19 protein-coding genes and 1 pseudogene are annotated in these 18,797 nt (G+C 65.1%); 10 read left to right on the top strand and 10 right to left on the bottom strand.

Features of this window, described 5'->3' with window-relative positions:
- Positions 1-28: 28 nt before the first annotated feature.
- Both AC07XP_RS15790 and AC07XP_RS15785 read right to left on the bottom strand, forming a co-directional pair.
- Complete coding sequence (locus AC07XP_RS15790; RefSeq protein ID WP_495265230.1) at positions 29-1,789, bottom strand: hybrid sensor histidine kinase/response regulator; 1,761 nt, start codon at positions 1,787-1,789, stop codon at positions 29-31.
- Positions 1,790-1,791: 2 nt separating this feature from the next.
- Complete coding sequence (locus AC07XP_RS15785; RefSeq protein WP_070061668.1) at positions 1,792-2,475, bottom strand: response regulator; 684 nt, start codon at positions 2,473-2,475, stop codon at positions 1,792-1,794.
- A gap of 208 nt (positions 2,476-2,683) precedes the next feature.
- Between AC07XP_RS15785 and AC07XP_RS15780 the strand changes: the two genes are divergently transcribed.
- Both AC07XP_RS15780 and AC07XP_RS15775 read left to right on the top strand, forming a co-directional pair.
- Positions 2,684-4,387, top strand: coding sequence for a phospholipase D-like domain-containing protein (locus AC07XP_RS15780; RefSeq protein ID WP_495265199.1), 1,704 nt, complete (start codon positions 2,684-2,686; stop codon positions 4,385-4,387).
- Positions 4,388-4,555: 168 nt separating this feature from the next.
- Complete coding sequence (locus AC07XP_RS15775; RefSeq protein ID WP_495265198.1) at positions 4,556-4,936, top strand: cupin domain-containing protein; 381 nt, start codon at positions 4,556-4,558, stop codon at positions 4,934-4,936.
- A gap of 129 nt (positions 4,937-5,065) precedes the next feature.
- Here the strand turns inward: AC07XP_RS15775 and AC07XP_RS15770 are convergent, their stop codons facing one another.
- Complete coding sequence (locus tag AC07XP_RS15770; protein ID WP_082818010.1) at positions 5,066-5,299, bottom strand: ATP-binding protein; 234 nt, start codon at positions 5,297-5,299, stop codon at positions 5,066-5,068.
- 112 nt (positions 5,300-5,411) lie between these two features.
- On the opposite strand from AC07XP_RS15770, the gene AC07XP_RS15765 reads away from it, so the two are divergent.
- The 4 genes from AC07XP_RS15765 to AC07XP_RS15750 all read left to right on the top strand — a co-directional run bounded on the left by AC07XP_RS15765 (position 5,412) and on the right by AC07XP_RS15750 (position 7,688).
- Complete coding sequence (locus AC07XP_RS15765) at positions 5,412-5,726, top strand: hypothetical protein (RefSeq protein ID WP_495265197.1); 315 nt, start codon at positions 5,412-5,414, stop codon at positions 5,724-5,726.
- Positions 5,727-5,818: 92 nt separating this feature from the next.
- The gene (locus tag AC07XP_RS15760) at positions 5,819-6,538 is read left to right on the top strand and encodes a hypothetical protein (protein WP_495265196.1); all 720 of its coding nucleotides are present in this window, start codon (positions 5,819-5,821) and stop codon (positions 6,536-6,538) included.
- A 121-nt stretch (positions 6,539-6,659) separates the two neighbouring features.
- Positions 6,660-7,070, top strand: coding sequence for a DUF6896 domain-containing protein (locus AC07XP_RS15755; protein WP_495265195.1), 411 nt, complete (start codon positions 6,660-6,662; stop codon positions 7,068-7,070).
- Between the two features lie 201 nt (positions 7,071-7,271).
- Entirely contained in the window at positions 7,272-7,688 is a 417-nt protein-coding gene (locus tag AC07XP_RS15750; protein WP_495265194.1) for a hypothetical protein, read from the top strand.
- A 146-nt stretch (positions 7,689-7,834) separates the two neighbouring features.
- Here the strand turns inward: AC07XP_RS15750 and AC07XP_RS15745 are convergent, their stop codons facing one another.
- The 3 genes from AC07XP_RS15745 to AC07XP_RS15735 all read right to left on the bottom strand — a co-directional run bounded on the left by AC07XP_RS15745 (position 7,835) and on the right by AC07XP_RS15735 (position 9,667).
- A complete protein-coding gene (locus AC07XP_RS15745) occupies positions 7,835-8,005 on the bottom strand; it encodes a hypothetical protein (protein WP_495265193.1) in 171 nt (56 codons plus the stop codon).
- Positions 8,006-8,324: 319 nt separating this feature from the next.
- Positions 8,325-8,777, bottom strand: coding sequence for a hypothetical protein (locus tag AC07XP_RS15740; protein WP_495265192.1), 453 nt, complete (start codon positions 8,775-8,777; stop codon positions 8,325-8,327).
- Positions 8,774-9,667 carry a LysR family transcriptional regulator gene (locus tag AC07XP_RS15735; protein WP_495265191.1) on the bottom strand — a complete coding sequence of 298 codons (894 nt, stop codon included), beginning with the start codon at positions 9,665-9,667 and terminating at the stop codon, positions 8,774-8,776. Before AC07XP_RS15735 ends, AC07XP_RS15740 begins: the two co-directional genes overlap by 4 nt.
- A gap of 394 nt (positions 9,668-10,061) precedes the next feature.
- On the opposite strand from AC07XP_RS15735, the gene AC07XP_RS15730 reads away from it, so the two are divergent.
- From AC07XP_RS15730 to AC07XP_RS15720, 3 genes and pseudogenes are all read left to right on the top strand, one after another.
- Complete coding sequence (locus AC07XP_RS15730; protein WP_495265190.1) at positions 10,062-11,951, top strand: hypothetical protein; 1,890 nt, start codon at positions 10,062-10,064, stop codon at positions 11,949-11,951.
- Between the two features lie 21 nt (positions 11,952-11,972).
- Positions 11,973-12,086 (top strand): annotated as a pseudogene (locus tag AC07XP_RS15725) (transposase); the annotation flags it as partial.
- A gap of 206 nt (positions 12,087-12,292) precedes the next feature.
- Positions 12,293-12,658: a hypothetical protein gene (locus AC07XP_RS15720; protein ID WP_495265189.1), complete on the top strand. Its 366-nt coding sequence runs from the start codon at positions 12,293-12,295 to the stop codon at positions 12,656-12,658.
- Positions 12,659-12,821: 163 nt separating this feature from the next.
- On the opposite strand, the gene AC07XP_RS15715 is transcribed toward AC07XP_RS15720, so the two are convergent.
- The 4 genes from AC07XP_RS15715 to AC07XP_RS15700 all read right to left on the bottom strand — a co-directional run bounded on the left by AC07XP_RS15715 (position 12,822) and on the right by AC07XP_RS15700 (position 16,334).
- Positions 12,822-14,408: a glycosyltransferase gene (locus tag AC07XP_RS15715; RefSeq protein ID WP_495265188.1), complete on the bottom strand. Its 1,587-nt coding sequence runs from the start codon at positions 14,406-14,408 to the stop codon at positions 12,822-12,824.
- Positions 14,409-14,467: 59 nt separating this feature from the next.
- A complete protein-coding gene (locus tag AC07XP_RS15710) occupies positions 14,468-14,722 on the bottom strand; it encodes a hypothetical protein (protein WP_495265187.1) in 255 nt (84 codons plus the stop codon).
- Positions 14,706-14,984: a hypothetical protein gene (locus AC07XP_RS15705; protein ID WP_495265186.1), complete on the bottom strand. Its 279-nt coding sequence runs from the start codon at positions 14,982-14,984 to the stop codon at positions 14,706-14,708. The genes AC07XP_RS15710 and AC07XP_RS15705 overlap by 17 nt, the downstream gene beginning before the upstream one ends.
- Positions 14,985-15,446: 462 nt before the next feature.
- A complete protein-coding gene (locus AC07XP_RS15700) occupies positions 15,447-16,334 on the bottom strand; it encodes a LysR family transcriptional regulator (RefSeq protein ID WP_062472076.1) in 888 nt (295 codons plus the stop codon).
- 263 nt (positions 16,335-16,597) lie between these two features.
- On the opposite strand from AC07XP_RS15700, the gene AC07XP_RS15695 reads away from it, so the two are divergent.
- The coding region (locus AC07XP_RS15695; protein ID WP_495265185.1) for an indolepyruvate ferredoxin oxidoreductase family protein at positions 16,598-18,797 on the top strand (2,200 nt) is incomplete at its 3' end.

Raw genomic sequence — 18,797 nt, 5'->3', positions numbered from 1 at the left:
TTCGGCTCCTCGCAGGATGGTCGCGGATTCAGGAATGCTCGATGGCTGCGGCCAGCGCGCGGCCGAGCGTCTGGTCGTCGACAGGTTTGCGCAGCAGCGGCAGCGCCTGACGCCGCGCCGCCTCGACCACCGCCGGGTCGGTGTCGGCCGTGACCATGACGATGGGCAGCGCCAGCTGTGCGGAGCGCTGCGCGCGCAGGCGCTCGACAGCATCGAAGCCCGAGACGCCGCCGCCGAGCCGGCAGTCGAGCACCACCGCGTCGGGCTCGTCGACCTGCGCCAGCGCCTGGTCGAGCGTGGCGGCGGACAGCACGCGGCAGCCCATCGCGCCCAGCGCGTTGAGGTAGGCGCCGCGCACCATCGGGTCGTCCTCCAGCACCAGCACGCAGCGCCCGGCCAGGCTCCACGGTGCACCGGTGCCGTCGCCCTCGCAGCCGTCGGCGCCGACGGGCGCGGCGCGCGGCAGCCGCAGGCGAAAGCAGGCGCCCGCGCCGAGGCGGGACTCGAGCTCGACCGGCACGCCCAGCAGCTCGGCCATCCGCCGCACGATGCCCAGGCCCAGGCCATGTCCCGCGGCAGGCGTGGTGCCGGAGCCCGACGCCTGGAGTTGCACCAGGTCCTCGAACACGAGCCGGTGGTTCTCGGGGGCGATGCCGGGGCCGCTGTCCTGCACGGTCAGCTCGACCTCGGCGTCCGATGCGTCCTGCGTGCGGACCCGCACCTCGACCTGCCCGCCCGCGGGCGAGAACTTGATCGCGTTGTCCACGAGGTTGGCCAGCATGCGGCGCAGCAGGTCGGGGTCGGTGCGCACCGCCAGGCCGGGCGGGCAGGCGGTGTGCAGCGCGACCCGGCGCGCCGCCGCCGCGGCGCCGAAGCTGGCCATCACGGCGGTCAGCAGCCGGTCGATCTGCACGCGCTGCGGCTGGGCCACCACCACGCCGGCATCGAGTTTCGAGACGTCGAGCAGCGCATCGAGCATGGCGCGCAGTTGCTCCAGGCTGCTGTCGACCACCTCGACGATCGCGCGCGCATCGGGCGCCATCGCCACGTGGCGCAGCGCCCCCACGTTGAGCGCCATCGCCTGCAGCGGCTGGCGCAGGTCGTGGCTGGCGCCGGCCAGGAAGCGGCTCTTGTCGTTGTTGGCGCGCACCGCCTGGTCGCGCGCGATGGCCAGCTGCGCGCGCTCGAACTCCAGCGAGGTGGCCAGCGCCTGGTTCTCGGCGCGGATGCCGAACGACTCCTCGAAGGTCTGCAGGTTGCGCCGGGCAAAGCGCGTCTGCACGCCGAAGAACATCAGCACCAGCGCGGCCACGCCCCCGCCGAGCCAGCCGCCGGCCGCCAGCCACATGGCGGCCGTGGGCACGAAGAGCAGCCCCGCGTAGGCCAGGAAGGCGGGCATCACGGTCGCGCTGGTCGACACGGCGCCCGCGCCCCAGGACACCAGGATCATCGTGAGGACCGCATCCAGCGTCGGGTCGAGCCGGGCCATGAACAGTGCCGCGGAGCCGTTGCAGGCGCCGATCAGCACGTTCCAGCGCACGGTGGCTCGCAGCCGCGCGGCGATGGGGCGGGCGCGGTCGGCGGCCATGCGCGCGAGCGCGGCGGCGCGCCACTCGCGGCTGGCGATCACTGCCGCGAACCAGCCGAGCACCCAGGGCGTCGGCACGTCGCGCCAGACGATGGCCGCGACGACGACGGCGGTGAGCAGGATCTGCCAGCGCAACCCCACGGCCTGCTCGGCGACCACCTGCAGGCGCCGTTCGTCCAGATCGTCCAGCGCGGCCGGCATGCTCACGCAGCCTCGAGCGCCCATGCCGCCTGCGCGTCGAAGACGCGGCACATGGCATCGGTGCGGTTGCGCGCGCCGAGCGCCCGGTAGACCATCGACAGGTGCACCTTCACGGTGCCCTCGGCAATCAGCAGCTGGCGCGCGATCAGCTTGACCGGCATGCCCCGCATCGCCAGCGCCAGCACCTCGCGCTGGCGCGGCGACAGTTCGACGCGCAGGAACCCGGCGAGGTCCTCGCGCGGCAGCTCGTCGGGGTCGCGCGCGCGGGTCACGTCGTCGGCCAGCACGAACTCGGCCGGCAGGTAGATCTTGTGGCGCAGCACCACGCGCAGGGCCGCCTCCATGTCCTCGAGCCGGTACGACTTGGGAATGAAGCCGGCCGCGCCGGCCTCGATGACCTCGCGCACGCGCTGCGGCGAGCTTTCCGCCGACTGCATGCACACGGGCGTGGCCTCGAAATGCGCCTTCACGGCCTTGAGCGCCGCCAACCCGGACAGTTGGGGCAGGTGGTAGTCGAGCAGCAGCAGGTCGATGCCGGCGGGGTCGCGCTGGCAGGCCTGTTCGGCGTCGCGCACGGCGTCGAAATGGAAGGGACGGCCGGGTTCGATCTCGGCGGCCATGCGCTCCAGCAGGAGGCGCGTGCCGTTCCAGACGATCTCGTGGTCATCGACCAGCAGAACCTTCATACAGGCCTCTCGTCTACGGTGACCCTCCCCGTCCTGAATGCAGATTAGCGCAAAGCCCCCCAAGAAGCGAGCGTGCGCACCTACACCAAAGGCCTAGTCGGATGGCCACGCCGGGGACTAGGCGCTGCGCGCAATGGTTGCGGCGCGCGCCGCGCGGAAAACTGGCTGCATCGATCGCCACTTCGCATCCGATGCACCGAGGTCCGCCATGAACACCCCCCCATCTCTTGCCGCGCTGCGTGCCGCATGGGAGCCCCTTGCGTGCCGCTTGTGCATCCTGGCGCTGCAGCATGCGGCGCTCGCCCGCTGGCTGTGCGCCGCGGCCATGCTCGCCGTCTCGCTGCTCGCGGGCTGCGCTGCATTGCCCAACGAGGTACCCCGTGTCGCGTCGCACGCGCGCACCGACCTCGGGGACAGCCCCCTGGCGCGCATCGCCGCCGCGTCGCTGCCGGCTGCGGACAGCGCGATGTCCGATGCATCCGGCGTGCGCCTGCTGCCGGGCGGCGACCAGGCCTTCGACGCACGCATCGCACTCGCGCAGGCCGCACGGCACACCGTCGACGTGCAGTACTACGTGGTGGCCCCTGACAGCGCGGGGCGGCAGTTCCTGCGCGAGCTGCGCGACGCGGCGCAGCGCGGCGTGCGCGTGCGCCTGCTGGTCGACGACCTGTACACGGGCGGAGACGACGAGATGCTGGCCGGGCTGGCTGCGCACGCCAACGTCGAGGTGCGCGTCTTCAACCCACTGCCGGTGCGCAGCGGCGGCCTGCGCACGCGCGTGCTGCTGTCGCTGCACGAGATCGGCCGCGTGAACCGGCGCATGCACAACAAGCTCTTCATTGCCGACAACAGCTTCGCCATCACCGGCGGACGCAACATCGCCGACGAGTACTTCGGGCGCAGCAAGCCGGCGAACTTCATCGACATGGACGCGCTGGTGGCCGGGCCGGCGGTGCGCGCGCTGTCGGCGAGCTTCGACGCCTTCTGGAACGGACCGCTGTCGTACCCCTTCGAAGCCATCGCGGCCGACAGCGCCCCCGCAGCGGCTCCTGCGCGCGAACGCTTCGCTGCGCTGGTGCGCGACCTCGCGCGCTTCATGCCGCCTGCCGACGAACCCGATGCGCTGGGACGCGGCCCGGTCGGCGCGCAGCTGGCGCAGGGGCGCGTCGCGCTGGTGCCTGCGCAGGTGCGCGTGGTTGCGGACGCGGCGGAGCCAGGCCGCTTCGCTGATGATGCCGGCGGCAACGTCGATGAAGCCGCTGAGCCCCAAGGCCGCGAGGGTGCGGTCATGGTCGCGAACCTCGAGCTGTTCCGGACCGCGCGCTCGGAGGTGCTCGTCGTCTCGCCCTACTTCGTGCCCATGCCCCGCATGATCGAGGCGCTGCGCCATGCGAGCCGCGAGGGCGCGCGCGTGTCGCTGATGACCAATTCGCTCGCCACCACCGATGAGCCGCTGGTGCACTATGGCTACGCGCGCTACCGCAGCGCCCTCTTGCAGATGGGCGCCATGCTGTATGAGCTGATGCCGGCCAGCGAACCGCATCCCGCCTGGAGCGACACCGAAAGCGGCCGCGGCTCGCTCGGGCGCCTGCACGCCAAGCTCGCGGTGGTCGACCGGCGCTGGTTCTACGTGGGGTCGATGAACATGGACCGGCGCTCTGCGCACTGCAACACCGAACTGGGCCTGATCGTCGACAGCCCTGCGCTGGCCGGCGAGCTGGCCGACCTGATCCAGCGCGTGCGCATGCCCGCGAGCTTCACCGTGAGCGAGGTACCTCTGCGAGGCGGCTTGCAATGGAGCTTCCTGCGCGACGGACGCCGCTGGGTGCTTAACCGGGAGCCCGAATCGAACTGGGCCCAGCGACTGCGCTGGTCCGTGCTGTCGCTGGTTGTGGACGAAGATTTTCTGTAACCCGGCTTACGCAAACTGCCACATGACGCTCATCGAAAGAGCGGCACTTGCGTGCAAGAAATAGATCACTGCACGCGTGGCCCAGGACTACCATTCCATCGTTCACGTGCGGTTCGGCACGAGACTGCCGCGGACTGTTTGCTCACTCGTGTCGCAAGGAGAGTCGCGATGGCAAGTCCGATGAACGTCAACAAGCTTCAGACGAAATCCCATGACGAACCGGATGAGGTTCGGGAGCCTGAGAAGACCCGGGTTGAAGTGGTCCGCCTCGAGGGCTACACGCTCGGACGCTTCAAGTTCGAGCCCGGGTGGCGCTGGTCGAAGTGCATCAAGCCGGTCGTGGGCACGGACAGTTGCCAGGTGGCTCACGTCGGGTACGCGGTCTCCGGCCGGGTCACCGTGCAAATGAATGACGGCTCGCAGACCGTCATCGAGGAAGGCATGTCGTACACCATTCCGCCGGGCCACGACGCATGGGTCGAAGGCAACGCGCCGTTCGTCGGCCTGGAGATGATGAGCGCAGAGGAACTCGCAAAGCCCCAAAGCTGAGTCGAGGTGAGAGGCCTCGGGAAGAGACTTCTTCGGGATGGTCGAACGGGGCGTGGCACCCGCGACCGTCCGGCTCACGCGCCCGGGTCTGCGGATTGCCTGGGCGGCGAGCCGGACGCCGGGGGAGTTTCAGCCCTTTCGCATGGTGATCGCATGAAAAGGGCAAGTCACTGCGCAATCGCTGCAGCCCGTGCACCGATCCGCGTCCTGAAGCGTCGACAACTTCTTCCATTGCTCGACTTCGAGACTGAGAAGGTGAAGGTCGCACGCGGCGACGCACCAGCCGCAGCCCGTGCAACGCGCGGCGTCGACAACGGGCAGCCAACCGGGTCGGTGCGGGCGGCGAGGCTGATGTACGTCCATCTGTGATTCCAACGAGCCGTATCGGTCCGGAAGGTAGCATGCTGCTGGCTCCAGTCGGCCAGGAGCCGACATTGCCAATCGACCTCCAATTGCCTTCACCCCTAAGCCAAAAATGACACCTGACGACGTTCCCGAAGAGGCAAAACCTCCAGGTCTGCGGGCCGCTGCGGTGCCGGAGGGAGCACGGCCCTACCTTGCCTTGGCGCAGCGCTTTGGCATCGGGGACGACGGCTACCGCTCCGAGGTCGTCGAAAATCTTTCTGAAGATGACCAGAACGCCTTGCTCGGCTACCGGCACCAGTACCCTGACGCTGTTGATGCTTGGCTGTGCGGCGAAGAATCGAAGTCCTCAAGCCCGTCTCCCGAGTACGTTGCCTTCACCTGTCTGTACTTGGCCGCCGACTACGCCGCGGCCATCTACCGGTAGCGGCCATGACCGGACATTCATTGTGGTGTGATGATTTTTCGGCATCGTCAAGATAGCGGTATCGGCAGTGTTGTAGGAACCAGGGAGGGGAAATGGCCGTCCATGAATGCACGATGTATCCCGACGATCAAATGTGGGAGGTGATCTATGACGCAATAGATGAGGGGCGGTCGCCGCTTTGGCCGGAGATGACACTTCACCTTAAACCGCAGGACACCACCTTGGCGGGCTGGCAATTGCTATTGGAGCTTGTCGATGAAGCTGTGCTCGATCGGCGAACAGTCTTCGCACCGAAGAAGGAATTAGGTCCTGAGCTTTGGAGCCAAGTGCTCACGTTGCCGCCTTCCATCGCTGGGCTAAAGCACGTCGAAAAACTCGACCTATACGGAAGCAGCCTTCTTCGGATTCCGCCGGAGATTGGTGAGATGGAGAGTCTCACGCAATTCGTCCCCTATACCTCATACGGGCTTCACTGGTTGCCGTATGAAATCACCAAATGCAGAGCCCTACGGTCGAGCACGGTGAGCACCAGAGCGCTATATGGCAACTACAAATATCGGCCGCCCTTTCCGTCGCTAGCGCGAATAGTCCCGGAACTTGTTCCAACCCGTTGCAGTGTGTGCGGCGGGCCCATCGATCTGGCTAGCGCAGAGCAAGTGTGGATCTCACTAGGGGTAGCGGCCGACGTGCTGCCGCTGCTCGTCAATGCCTGTTCGATCGGGTGCGTGGAGAACCTTCCTCCAGCCGCCATGGGCTACGTTCAAGGGCCGCACAAGGGAGGTCTCTCTGTACGACAACCTGTGCCGGATTGAATGCAGCCGCGGTCAAGCGTTCGCGAATGGCGAGTTTGAATCGACGATAACCAGCCTTTCGCCGCATTCGGCAGAACTCGGCCAGAACCGGTCGGCCAGCACCATCCTCTAATACCTCCAGATGCACACCCAAATGGATTCGCGCCTTCGTCGCCTCATCGTGGACTTCCTGGCTGCGGTAGGAGCAGCCGTGAATCTCCTCAAGGAGGGAGGCATTGCGATGCCCGAAAGCAATGTTGCCTGGGCTTGCAATGGCCTTCCGCACAGCGGCGTCCTTCCGGGCGGCGTACCGTACATTAAGCACGGATATGGCATCGGCGTTGAGCTTGAGGCGGGATTGGTGGATTTCGATTTCGGCCAGAACGGCGAGACAGATGGCTTCGACTTTTGGCGGCTTGCTCGCTTTGCAGGTGAGCGCCTGGGCCAGTACACATTTACCTCGAAAGAGGAACTTCGCGAGTGTTTTCAGCTTGCGGTGGACAGTGGTGCATTCGAATCCTCAACGTACATGCTTCACTACCTGCGAAAGTAGCGGCCGCACTCCTGACCGCCTCTTTGTCTAACATTTGCGGGAAACGAAAGTCTTCGGGCTCGCTGTCGCCGGTCCAAGAGAGGCAGAATGCGGCCAGAAGCAGCCGCTCGGTGTCGAAGCAGAATTCGCCCCAAAGGAGCCGCTCGCCGCCGCCGGCTTTCAGACCCCACAGATTCCACCAACTGCTCCGACTTGTGCAATATGGATTCGATTGACAACGCTCTCTTCAGAACGGCGTTCCGCGCGGCGCTCGGGGAAGAAGGGTATCGTCGATTCGTGGCGGCTGGAACAGTGCCGCGGCTTCGATATTGGCAGGAAGTCGCACTCCAGAAATTCTTCGTGCGGCATCCCGAGCACCAGATGGCCGTGACACAAATCGCAGACGCATTGAGGGTCTGCGAGCTGCATGATGATTTGCTGCAGCCCGAAGTCGTCGAGGTGATCGATGGGTGTATCGACTACAGCCAGACATACCTCAACGCGAGGCGGGCCACATTTCCGCATGCGGCTGCTGACCCAGTGTCGACGGAGGGCCGCAAGGATATGCCTTCGCGTATGAGCGTTTGGTACTGCACTGTATGCCGCGCCGCGCGCTCCGCCTGGATGAACGAGAACTGACGGCCAATACCGGAAGTTCGTCACGCCTCTCCAGTTTTCCTCCGGCGATGCCCCGCTTGCGCTTCCGCCTTGACTACAGTCGGCCACGACCAGTCATTGACAACACGCAGCCGAAAGATGGCCAAGAGTTCTACGCAGGCTCAAAGCTAGACGCAGCTCTTCACTTCATCGAGGGTGCGGTTGCGCTCGGCCTGGTCTCCGGGGCCGCTCTGGCTGCCATCGTTGGGCAATTGATTCTGGGAGGCATACTTGCCACGCTGGCAATCGGGATGTTCTTGCGCTTCAAACGTGGGCGGATGCGTGAGTAAACTGCTCATGGGAACGAATGTCTGATTGTGGGCCGACTATTGCCGGTCGCGCTGGGGTCGCGATGAGGCCAAAAATCGGACATCGCATCGAACGGCTACGGACGCCAGCCAAGGCTTTCAACTAGGAACTAGGCGTATCACTCGTTGGATAGATGCAGTTGCAGAACACCTGCCCCTCTAGATAGCTATCCGGTCCGAACTCCCAGCCGTTTTCGAGCTTTTGATATGGATAGAACAACACGGCCACATGGCCAGGGTTTCGACCTGAGTCACAAACGCCGTCTTCCCCTGATATTCCACTTGGCTGACGACCGCTGTTGCTGCTACATCACCCGTGCGCTACATGGCCAGTGACAGCGCCGAGAACTGTGGCGAACTCCAGATCCTGGAGTCCTTCAGCGAGCAGAAGGTGCTCTCTGGAACCACAACTCATCAGCATCCGCCAATCGCATGCGAAGGTCAGTCCGCGATCACTGAAACGAACCACGTTCTTCTCGATATCTGTCAATGCCTGGAGAGTGCCTTGCAGGCAGCGGCCCCTCAGTGCGCGATATCGTGACGTCCTTGGTGTAGCCCGGCAATGAACAGAGGGGATTTGCTTGCAAGCCATGCTGCCTTCGACTGAACCCATGAGTAACTGCTCCGTATCGCGTCGCTGCCGCGCGCCCCGATGTCCAAGGTTGGCGGCCGTGTCGATCGCGGAAGGGATGATGCCTTCGGGAAGCCCCGGGGGAGCATCAGCACCTTCGACGTTTGCGCCACCCACAACGATGCCGTTCACCCGCTGAGCATCCGCGCCGCGCCCTTGACCAGGGCGTTGTGCAACTCCTGCGTCACGCGCGACGCAGTCAGTACCACCAGCGGCACCATGATCCGCTCCCGCAGCGGCCTGGGCTGTACGCCCGCGTAGCGATGCAACGCAAAGGGCGCAGGCAGGCAGGTGCAGCCACGGCCGGCGCCGATCTGGGCGAAGACATGCAACGGATCGGGTGCTGGCGCCTCGGCCTTCGGCCGAAAGCCATGCGCCGTGTACTCGCGCGTGAACTCGTCGTACATGCGTGTGTTGACGCTGCGACTGAAGCGGAAGAATGGCGGCAGGGACTGCAGGTCCCGCACTGCAATGCGCCGCTGGCGCGCGAGATCCGACGCCGCAGGAACGAAGGCCATGAGGGGGACCTCATCGACCAGGTCGCCACGCAGGCGGTACATCGACGCCGGCCAGAGCACGATGGCGGCATCCAGCTCGTTGCGCCGCAGGGCCGAGGCTGCGGCAATCGTCGTTGTCGTTTGTACGTCGATCCCGCTCGCATGCCCCGATTCCACCAAGCTCCGTTCCATTGCGGACAGTCGGTTCAAGTGAACCCAGTTCAGAACGCCCAGGCGAAGACGCGGCAGCTTGTTTGCGGACTGGGCCACATGCTCGAGCGTCGCATCGAAACTGTGCATCAGCTCCGCGAAGCTGTGCATGGCCAGCTCTCCGGCGCTGGTCAGCCGCACGCCGTGCGTATTGCGCTCGAGCAGTTGCAGACCCAGTTCAGCCTCCAGCTCTGCGATCTGCCGCGACAGGGGCGGCTGCGTGATGGCCAGCCGCTCGGCGGCGCGCCTGAAGTTGCGCTCCTCGGCAACGGCGAGGAAGTAGCGGATCTGGCGAACGGTGACTGGTCTGGTCATCCAAAAAAGGTATCACAAAAAACGCAATTCCCAGTGCGGCCAGCGCTGCCTACAGTCGCGGCCGCAACAAACCGTTGCTGGCCGCGTCGCCTGGGAATGGGCGCCGGCATTGCCTTTTTTGCACCTGACGATGACAACCAAGAAAAGCCCTCTTCCTTCGATATCCGCCTCCCTCTCTTCCCTAGCTCCTTCCCGTGGTCGCCGGAATTTCCTCGGTCGCGCATCCACGGCCGCGCTGTGGCTCGGTGCTCCTTCGCTGCTTGTCGCCTGCGGCGGCGGAGGGGGAGGAGGCAGCGGCCCGCTTGCGGTAGGCGGTGGAGAAGGCCCCCGGACGGACGGAGGGCTTGCGCCCGCAAGCCGCTTCGCCAGCATCCGGGCCGTGGAAGCTGCATGCTTGGATCTCGAATCGCGCAAACTCGAGCCGATCGCCTACCTGACCGAATTGACGGGGATCATGGCGAAGGATCCGAACTATGTGGAGACAGGCTTTGACGAACGCTCACTGACGGCCTGGGGCACCTTCGCCGATGGCCGCGTGCACATGGTGTCGCACAACTTCAAGCCCACCGGCACTTCGACGCCGACCGCCGCGATCGCCGATACGGGCCAAGCACAAAAGGCGGCGGGGTTGGCAGCCGCCAAGCCGCCGGAACTGCCCGGCGAGCGCAAGGCACGTCTGATGCATTCCTTCTTTACGCCTTTCGACGGCCAGGCAGCTATCGCAGAAATGTCCGGCTGGCTCAGCGCGCATGACTACGCGCTGCAACCAGGCGTCGAGGGTGACGCGCACATTACGACCCTGCGCCAAATCAAAGGGGACGGCTTCTTCTACATCAACACCCATGGCGGCGTGAAGCACACGCGCCATCAGGATACGGGCTCACCGCAGATGTACTCCATCCAGTCGTCCACGCTGATCGACCCCGCCCTGGAGGCACAGCCCGATTTCCAGGCCGATCTCGCCGCCTTCCGGCTGACCTACTTCACGGCCTACAACGGCCTCGCCACCGTGGACAGCAAGGGCGAGGAGATCATGCTCAAGGACACGCGCTACGGCATCACCGCGGCCTTCGTCGACACCTATTGGGAGTTCGCGCAGGACAGCGTCGTCGTCATCAACGCCTGCAACAGCGCCAACAGCGCCGACAACGACCGGGTGATCGACTTTCTCGTCGCCTGCCACCGTAAGAACGCGGGCCTCTACCTGGGCTGGACGGAGATCTGCTCGCCGCCGGCCGCCTTTGACATACCGAAGTACTGTGTTGACCGGATGCTGGGCGCCAACCTCTTCAAGCCGCACACGCCGAAGCAACGCGCCTTCACGGGCGAAGAAGTGATCGCCCATATGCAGCGCAAGAATCTCAACCACGACACCGGCAACGGCACCAAGACCGGCGCCTACTTCATCGCCAAGCCCAATCCGCGCAGCGCGGTGAGTCACATTCTCTCGCCGTCGATTCACCATGTCGAGGTCGATGAACTGAACGACCAGCTCAACCTCATCGGCGCTTTCGGTCGCAGGCAGGGCAAGGTCTTCGTCGACGGATCGGAGCGCCAGGTGGTGCGCTGGGAGCATGAGCTCGTCGTCTGCGACCTGCCGCGCGTGGGCGCGGGCTCGCGCGGACCGGTGTGGGTGGAACTGGGTGCGGATCGCAGCAACCGGCGCACCGTCAGCCAGTGGGACATCCGCATCGACACGCACTGGTTCAAGCAAAACTACCCGGGCCTCGCGGTCGACGGGCCGATACGCACGCGCTGGCGAGCCGACGTAGGGCCGGTGCGCGACACCTGTGGCGAGGATGTGAAGCGGCCCGTGCGCTACGCGATCGGCACCTATGACTCCACCATGGAGCTGGCGGCAGGCGGCGCCTTCCACGTGCCGCCGGACTGCACGATCACCTGGAGCGGACAAGCCAGCTTCGCCTCGCAGGTGAAGCTGATGCGGGAGCCCGGCGCCGGCGACCGCGTGATCTTCACCTACCTGCGGATCGACCCCGAGTCGAAGCTCGGCGCCATGGGCCTGGCGATGGGCGCGAGCACCGGGCCGTTCGTGGAGCACGGTTGCCGCTCCACCGATACCTTCGCTTCGGCGCTGGGCCTCTTGGATGGTCCGCAGGATTTTGAGGTCACGGGCGCAGCCGCGACGATCCCTCTGCCCGCCAAGAACATTGTGCTCGGCAACGATCTTTCCATCCTCGGCGACGGCCACCTGGACGACAGCCTGCGGCTGCAATGGAGCACCGCGCCGATCGAGTCGCCGCCTGCGGATGCCGAACTGATCTGAGTCTCAGCGACACCCAAACGCTACCAATCCGGTGAGATGGACAACCCCGGTCACATCTCTCGAGCTGGCGATGCTGATGTGCGTTCGGCGCTCTATGTGGCAGCGCATTCACTGCTCACGCGCAACGCCCAGTAGTCGTCGTTGAAAGCCTGGGGAATACGGCTTGCAAAGACAAGAGGTCATCGACGCTCGGTGACCAGCTTGGCCGCCTCGAGCTTGAACTCGCGGCTGAATGTCCTTCTTCTCTCCATGAACCACCTCCGGTTTCATCTTCCACCTTAACAAGGTGTCTTTGAAACCGGCAGCAGGAGCTTCTAACGCGTGGCGCAGCCTGCATTCCGGTGCTCACGGCAATCCTGGACGACAGCGCCACCAATGCTTTCGGTGTTGCCTACGGCCGCCTTGGCTTTCCGCGACAGTGTGCTCAGGAAATGGCTGTTCGCCTCGGACCGAAGGCCAAACCACTGGAGCGTTTGCTGACTACGGACGCGTCGAATGGCCACACGACGGCAGTGAGGGCTTTAGCTGCGCTCGGATCGCTGGAGGTTGCATCGGTCAAAGCTCTTGTGGAGAACATGACCAGCGCGGACTTTGAGCTGGCTGAAGAGTCAGCTCTCGCGCTCGTTAAGACAGGACATGCAGGCGTTGCAAAAGAAGTAGCAACAACGAGACGCTTGCAAGGCCTCATCGCGAAGTGGTCCCTGTAGTTGGCGGGAATGCCCGCTTCGGGGCGATCCGACTGGCAGCTTTGGGCCCACAAGAGACACTCCAGCATCTCCAAAGCAGGCACTCATCAGCGCGGTTCAAGCCCGCTGCTTGACAGCATCATGAGTCGATCGCATCAAGACTTGATTGCTGCGCCTCGACTGCTCAGAGACTCGCGTCTGTGAGTGTGTTCGCTTCACGATGACGTGCGATCTCACGGACATCGGCCCACCATTTTGACCATCGCTGCGCCACCTTGTCCGCAGTGAAGCGCTCCGCGGACGTCAAGGCGCCGAAGCGAAGGTCATACGCTTTCTCGGGGTCCTCCAGCAGCGCGACGATCGCATCGGCCATCGCGTCGACGTGCCCGGGGGGAATCAGGATGCCGGCATTCCTGCCTTCCAGCAAATCCTTCGGGCCGTACTTCACGGAAAAGGCGACCAACGGACGTGCGTGGGCCAGGCATTCCAACCCGAACAGCGAGAACCCCTCCTCGTTGGACGCCATCACGCCGAGACTCGACTCCTTGAAGAGGGTTGCAACATCATTTGCATAGCCGTGGATGTGGATGCTCCCCGCCAGACCGGAGGCGTCGACGCGGGCCTGGAGCGTCGCTTGCAAAGGGCCCACGCCGTGGGTGTGCAACTGTGCGTCCGGAACCCTTTTGAGGACGCGCTCGAACACCTGGAAAAGCAGTTCATGCTGCTTCTCCGGCGTGTAGCGCGCCAGATAGATCACCCGCTTCTCCTGCAAGGAAGCAGATTCGACGATCTCGGGCACACCAGGCAACGCGTGCGGGATCACTTTCAGCTTCGTCGCCGACATGCCGGTCTCGAGCAAGTCCCGATGTTGCTCCTCCGTGGCAACGATCAGGCTGTCGCAGGAGTCCGCATCTTCGAACAGGTGCCGATAGCTGGTTTTCAGTTGCCCATTGGGAAGCCGATGGGTGCTGTGCAAGAAGGCGCTCACAGTGTGGCGAAACCGGCGGCTCGCCGTACTTTGCCGGAGCTTGCGATACATCTTGTTCTTGTCCACGAGGAAGTGCCAAGTGACGTCTTCCTCCAGATTGGCGGCCATCATTGCGCAGACAAAATCGCTCTCGGTCGCGTGGGTGACCGCAGTGCCCTGCGCATCGCGCAACTCGATGGCCTGAAGATCCGCGCCGCTTCGGCCCGACTTGAACGTCTTTCGCATCAAGATCTGACCGTTCGCCAGCCCGAACTCTTCACATCCGACCTGTGTCGAATCCCAGGCTGCGGGGTGGCTGACCTTTCGCAGCGAAGGCTTGGCAGCGCTGGCAGAAGATGAACTGCCTGGTGAACGTGATGGCCGTGATGAAGCGAGCGGGGTCAACAAGCCCTGAGAACTCATGTCCACCAGCCATTCGTAGACATTGAGCACCTTCGTCTCCGCGGGCAACATCCCTTTGCCCTTCAAGCTCGCTTCGTTCTCACGCAGGCGAGGAGAGAAATTGCTGGTCAGTATCCACGGCGTGATGCCGAGCTGGCCGTGGAAGAGATGGGCGCGGCGGATACCTGCGACCTCAATGCCGTTGCCGATCTGACGCAAGTTTTCCTGCAGGAACAACACGCGCTCTGTCGGGGAGGACTTCTGACTTCCTGCAGCCCCATCTGCAGGGGGCGTCGATGTCTTGAGTGTGGGCCGGACCTGCTGGAACAGATCGTCCCCTTGAGTTTTTCCTTGCTTGCCTGTGGATGCAGTTGGAGCGACCGAAATATCGACATATTTCATCTCTGCAGCGCTTTCTTCTTCGTTGGCAAGGCGCCGAAGATAGCTGACCAGAACCTGACTTACAACAGAATTAGGAATGGGCCATGGCTTTGGGTAATGACAAAGTACTGAATTTGAAGCCGGCCGATCTGGCATTTCCACGCAGAGTTCTGCTGCCAGTGCGCCCATGAACGGCTGCGACTGCATGCCGCATGCAACTTTGAAAACGCAAGCGGATGCTGGCTGGTGAGTGGAACGACACGCGTCCAGTCGAACTTGATGACGCCCGACTCGCAGGGAATCTCGACGGTGTTGAGGTCAGCGTCGATGGCCATCTTCAAGCGCTCCGCACCGCGCCTTCTCACTCGCCTGAAACAACTCCCCCGCCTTGCGCGCCAGTTCCGCCGCAAGCCAAAGCAGGTTGTCCAATTGCCGGGGGCCTTCGCCGCTGCCCCAGTCGATGTCTTCCCCGTGGCAGACCCACAGCAGGGCTTCGAGTTGGGCGAGTGTGTTTTCGAGGAGGTTCGCCGGGTCTTCGTGGGCGCTTCCGGCGGGGGATACCGGCGTGCGAGGCCGGGCTATAGTCTTGGTAGCCATTTTTGTGCGTTCCTTCCAAGGTGATTGCACGTCTTTGGTTAGACGGTCGGGGTGCTCGTAACACCCCGGCCGTCGCCTTTTGATACCTCGCATTTGCATCGCTGCTTTCGCATCGACAACCTGCCGCGAGGCAAGCAGCCTTTCAACATTTCAACGGCTGTGTATGTAGCGCCTTCCGAGCCCCCTTGTTGGGGTTTTGAGTGACAGGGGCAGCTACTTTAGAGAAGAGCGCAGCGCAGTGGCGCTTTCGTGCGGCACGAAGTCCCGACGAGCGCCAACAAATGCAGCTTCCGCAATGCGCCGCACGCGGGCCTTACGAGCGCCGTGCCAATCGGCAGCAGCGCTGAACACGCTCACGTCGATGGGGTGCCTTGCGCAGCGAAATCAAGGAGGAGGCCGAAGGCCGGGGGACATTCGCGGAGCAAGGTGCCCCGTCGGCGTGAGCGTCGCCCTGAACGACTTTTACGGCATGCCCCGCGCCAGCAGATGATCCACCAACCGACGCTGCGGAAAGCTCAACGCCTCCTGCCGCGTACACAGGTACATCCGGCGTGACGCCCACGCATCGGTGAGGTTGATGAAGCGCAGCTTCATCTCCTTGCGGTAAGTCACCGCCGCCCCCTCGGGCAGGATGCCCACGCCCATCCCCGCTTCGATCATCCGGCACACGGCCTCGAAGCTCTTCACGCGCACACGCAGGCGCAGCACCTTGCGCGCGCTCATCGCGGCGTCTTCCATGGTGCGGGAGATGGCCGAGTCGTCTTCGAGCCCCACGAAGTCGAAGTCGAGCAGTTCTTCGAACGACACCTCGCGCCCGCGCCACGGATGCTTCTGGCGCACGATGGCCACGAGCCGGTCGGTGCGGTACGGAATGAAATGCAGCGCCGGGTCGACCGCCTCGCTGGTGATCACGCCCACGTCGGCCTGGCGGTCGCGAATCGCCTGCACGATGTAGACGCTGCGGTGCTCTTCCACGCTCACGCGGATCTCGGGGTAGCGCAGCCGAAAGCTCGCCACGTCGTCGGGCAGGAACTGGCCCATCGCCGACGCGTTGGCATGCAGCCGCACGCGGCCGGTGGCGCCCTGCGCGTAGTCGGACAGGTCGGCGCGCATGCGGTCCACGTCGCGCAGGATCTGGCGCGCATGCATGGCCAGCGACTCGCCCGCGCCCGTGGGCGTGACGCCCTTCGAGGTGCGGTTGAGCAGCCCCACGCCGAGCTGGCTCTCGAGGATGGCCAGGCGCCGGCTCGCGGCCGACAGCACCATGTGGCTCTCGGCGGCCGCCTTGGACAGGCTGCCGTGCTCAATGGCGCGCAGGAACAGCGCCAGCGAATCCAGGTCGGGTCTCATCGGGTCCTCGGTCGATCGGGCGGACATTGTCGGGCCTGCGCGGTTGTGGGCGCATGGCCGAAGGCCTTTCGGCGAATCGACGACCACGGCGATGGTTCTTCCGGAATGCGGGTTTCCCCGTCGAAACGAAGAAGCACTTTCGGGCCGGGGTGCGAAAGAATCGTCGCTGTCTCGGCGGCAACCCCGGCGAGGCGTTTCGCGGGCCGGCCCTCTACCGGGGCCACGCCCGCATTCCACGAGTCCTACCCGGAGTCTTTTCTCTCATGGCAACCCACGAACTCGCCAGCGTTGCGCTGGACGACAAATACACGGCCACCGAAGGCCGGATCTACCTCAGCGGCATCCAGGCGCTGGTGCGCCTCATGCTCGTGCAGAAATGGCGCGACCAGCAGGCCGGCCTGAACACCGCGGGCTTTGTCTCGGGCTACCGCGGCTCGCCGCTCGGCGGCCTGGACGAGGCGCTGTGGAAAGCCCAGCCGCAGCTCGAAGCCAACGCCGTCAAGTTCCTGCCCGGCGTGAACGAAGAGCTGGCCGCCACCGCCGTGTGGGGCACGCAGCAGGTGCACCTGACCGGCGAGAGCGCGGTCGATGGCGTGTTCGCCATGTGGTACGGCAAGGCGCCCGGCGTGGACCGCTGCGGCGACGTGTTCAAGCACATGAGCCACGCGGGCACGTCGCCCAAGGGCGGCATCCTGCTTGTGGCGGGCGACGACCACGGCGCGTCGTCGTCCACCCTGCCCAATCAGAGCGATCACCTGTTCGCCGCCTCGATGATCCCGATGCTCTATCCGCAGAGCGTGGAGGAGTACATCGAGCTGGGCCTGCACGGCTTTGCGATGTCGCGCTTTGCCGGCCTGCCGGTCGGCTTCAAGGCGCTGGCCGACACGGTGGAGTCGTCGGGCTCGATTGCCGCCGGCGCACTCGACGTGCACACGCGCCTGCCGAAGGACTTCGCGTTCCCGCCCGGCGGCGTGCATGCGCGCCTGTCGACCGACACGCTCGGCGTGCAGGCACGCAAGCAGGAAGCGCTGATGCAGGACTACAAGATCTACGCCGCCATCGCCTACGCGCGCGAGAACCGCCTGAACCGCGTGACCATCGATTCGCCGCAGGCGCGGCTGGGCATCGTGGCCTCGGGCAAGTCGTACCGCGACGTGCTCGAAGCGCTCGAAGAACTCGGCATCGACGCCGACGAGGCCGCGCGCATCGGCATCCGGCTGTTCAAGGTGTCGATGCCCTGGCCGCTGGAGCCCGACTCGATCCGCGAGTTTGCCGACGGGCTCGAAGAAATCCTGGTGGTCGAAGAGAAGCGCCAGATCGTCGAGTACCAGCTCAAGGAGCACCTGTACAACTGGCGCGAGAACGTGCGCCCGCGCGTGATCGGCAAGTTCGACGAACAGGGCGAATGGGGCGCGCACCCGCGCGGCCAGTGGCTGCTGCCGGCCACGGCCGACTTCTCGGTGGCGCAGATCGCGCGCGTCATCGCGGGGCGCGTGGCACGCTTTCACACCAGCGACCGCATCCGCATGCGGCTGGCGATCCTCGACGCGAAAGACGTGGTGCTCGGCAAGGCCGTGGCCACGCCCTCGCGCCCGGCCTGGTACTGCGCGGGCTGCCCGCACAACACCTCGACCAAGGTGCCCGAAGGCAGCCTGGCGCTCGCGGGCATCGGCTGCCACGTGATGGCCACCGCCATCTACCCCGAGCACAACCGCACCACCACGCACATGGGCGGCGAAGGCGCGCCGTGGCTGGGGCAGGCCTGGTTCTCCAAGCGCAAGCACGTGTTCGCGAACCTGGGCGATGGCACCTACTACCACTCGGGTTCGCTCGCGATTCGCGCGGCCGTGGCGGCGGGCGTGAACATCACCTACAAGATCCTCTACAACGACGCGGTCGCGATGACGGGCGGCCAGCCGGTCGACGGGCCGATCACCGTGCCGCGCATCGCGCACCAGGTGGCGGCCGAAGGCGTGAAGCGCATCGCGCTGGTGGCCGAAGACCCGACGCGCTGGGCCGACCGCAGCCTGCTGCCGCCCGACCGCGACGGCCTCTTTGCGCTGAGCGTGCACCACCGCGACGACATGGACGCGGTGCAGCGCGAGCTGCGCGGCTTCGAGGGCGTGTCGGTGCTGATCTACGACCAGGTGTGCGCGGCCGAGAAGCGCCGCCGCCGCAAGAAGGGCGAGTTCCCGCCCGCCGCGCGGCGCGTGTTCATCAACGACGCGGTGTGCGAAGGCTGCGGCGACTGTGGCGAGCAGTCGAACTGCACCGCCCTGCTGCCCAAGCCAACCGACCTCGGCCTGAAGCGCAGCGTGGACCAGAGCGCGTGCAACGCCGACGAGTCGTGCATCAAGGGCTTCTGCCCGAGCTTCGTGACGGTCGAGGGCGTGAAGCCGCGCAAGCACGCCCCCGTGGCCGTGAAGGCCGCCGAGGAGCCCGCCCTGCCCGCCCCGGCGCCGC

This window comes from Variovorax sp. GW531-E2 (assembly GCF_059423125.1).
The sequence above is the reverse complement of the archived record's forward strand: the minus strand, read 5'-3'. Positions and strand labels throughout refer to the sequence as shown.

What these genes read in the sequence shown, in the direction of transcription:
- AC07XP_RS15710 (WP_495265187.1), bottom strand. Translation starts at nt 14,722, where the DNA reads ATGGCCATCGACGCTGACCTCAACACCGTCGAGATTCCCTGCGAGTCG.
- AC07XP_RS15755 (WP_495265195.1), top strand. Translation starts at nt 6,660, where the DNA reads ATGCACACCCAAATGGATTCGCGCCTTCGTCGCCTCATCGTGGACTTC.
- AC07XP_RS15775 (WP_495265198.1), top strand. Translation starts at nt 4,556, where the DNA reads ATGGCAAGTCCGATGAACGTCAACAAGCTTCAGACGAAATCCCATGAC.
- AC07XP_RS15765 (WP_495265197.1), top strand. Translation starts at nt 5,412, where the DNA reads ATGACACCTGACGACGTTCCCGAAGAGGCAAAACCTCCAGGTCTGCGG.
- AC07XP_RS15770 (WP_082818010.1), bottom strand. Translation starts at nt 5,299, where the DNA reads ATGGACGTACATCAGCCTCGCCGCCCGCACCGACCCGGTTGGCTGCCC.
- AC07XP_RS15750 (WP_495265194.1), top strand. Translation starts at nt 7,272, where the DNA reads ATGGATTCGATTGACAACGCTCTCTTCAGAACGGCGTTCCGCGCGGCG.
- AC07XP_RS15715 (WP_495265188.1), bottom strand. Translation starts at nt 14,408, where the DNA reads ATGAAATATGTCGATATTTCGGTCGCTCCAACTGCATCCACAGGCAAG.
- AC07XP_RS15705 (WP_495265186.1), bottom strand. Translation starts at nt 14,984, where the DNA reads ATGGCTACCAAGACTATAGCCCGGCCTCGCACGCCGGTATCCCCCGCC.
- AC07XP_RS15735 (WP_495265191.1), bottom strand. Translation starts at nt 9,667, where the DNA reads ATGACCAGACCAGTCACCGTTCGCCAGATCCGCTACTTCCTCGCCGTT.
- AC07XP_RS15780 (WP_495265199.1), top strand. Translation starts at nt 2,684, where the DNA reads ATGAACACCCCCCCATCTCTTGCCGCGCTGCGTGCCGCATGGGAGCCC.
- AC07XP_RS15790 (WP_495265230.1), bottom strand. Translation starts at nt 1,789, where the DNA reads ATGCCGGCCGCGCTGGACGATCTGGACGAACGGCGCCTGCAGGTGGTC.
- AC07XP_RS15760 (WP_495265196.1), top strand. Translation starts at nt 5,819, where the DNA reads ATGGCCGTCCATGAATGCACGATGTATCCCGACGATCAAATGTGGGAG.
- AC07XP_RS15785 (WP_070061668.1), bottom strand. Translation starts at nt 2,475, where the DNA reads ATGAAGGTTCTGCTGGTCGATGACCACGAGATCGTCTGGAACGGCACG.
- AC07XP_RS15700 (WP_062472076.1), bottom strand. Translation starts at nt 16,334, where the DNA reads ATGAGACCCGACCTGGATTCGCTGGCGCTGTTCCTGCGCGCCATTGAG.
- AC07XP_RS15745 (WP_495265193.1), bottom strand. Translation starts at nt 8,005, where the DNA reads ATGAGCAGTTTACTCACGCATCCGCCCACGTTTGAAGCGCAAGAACAT.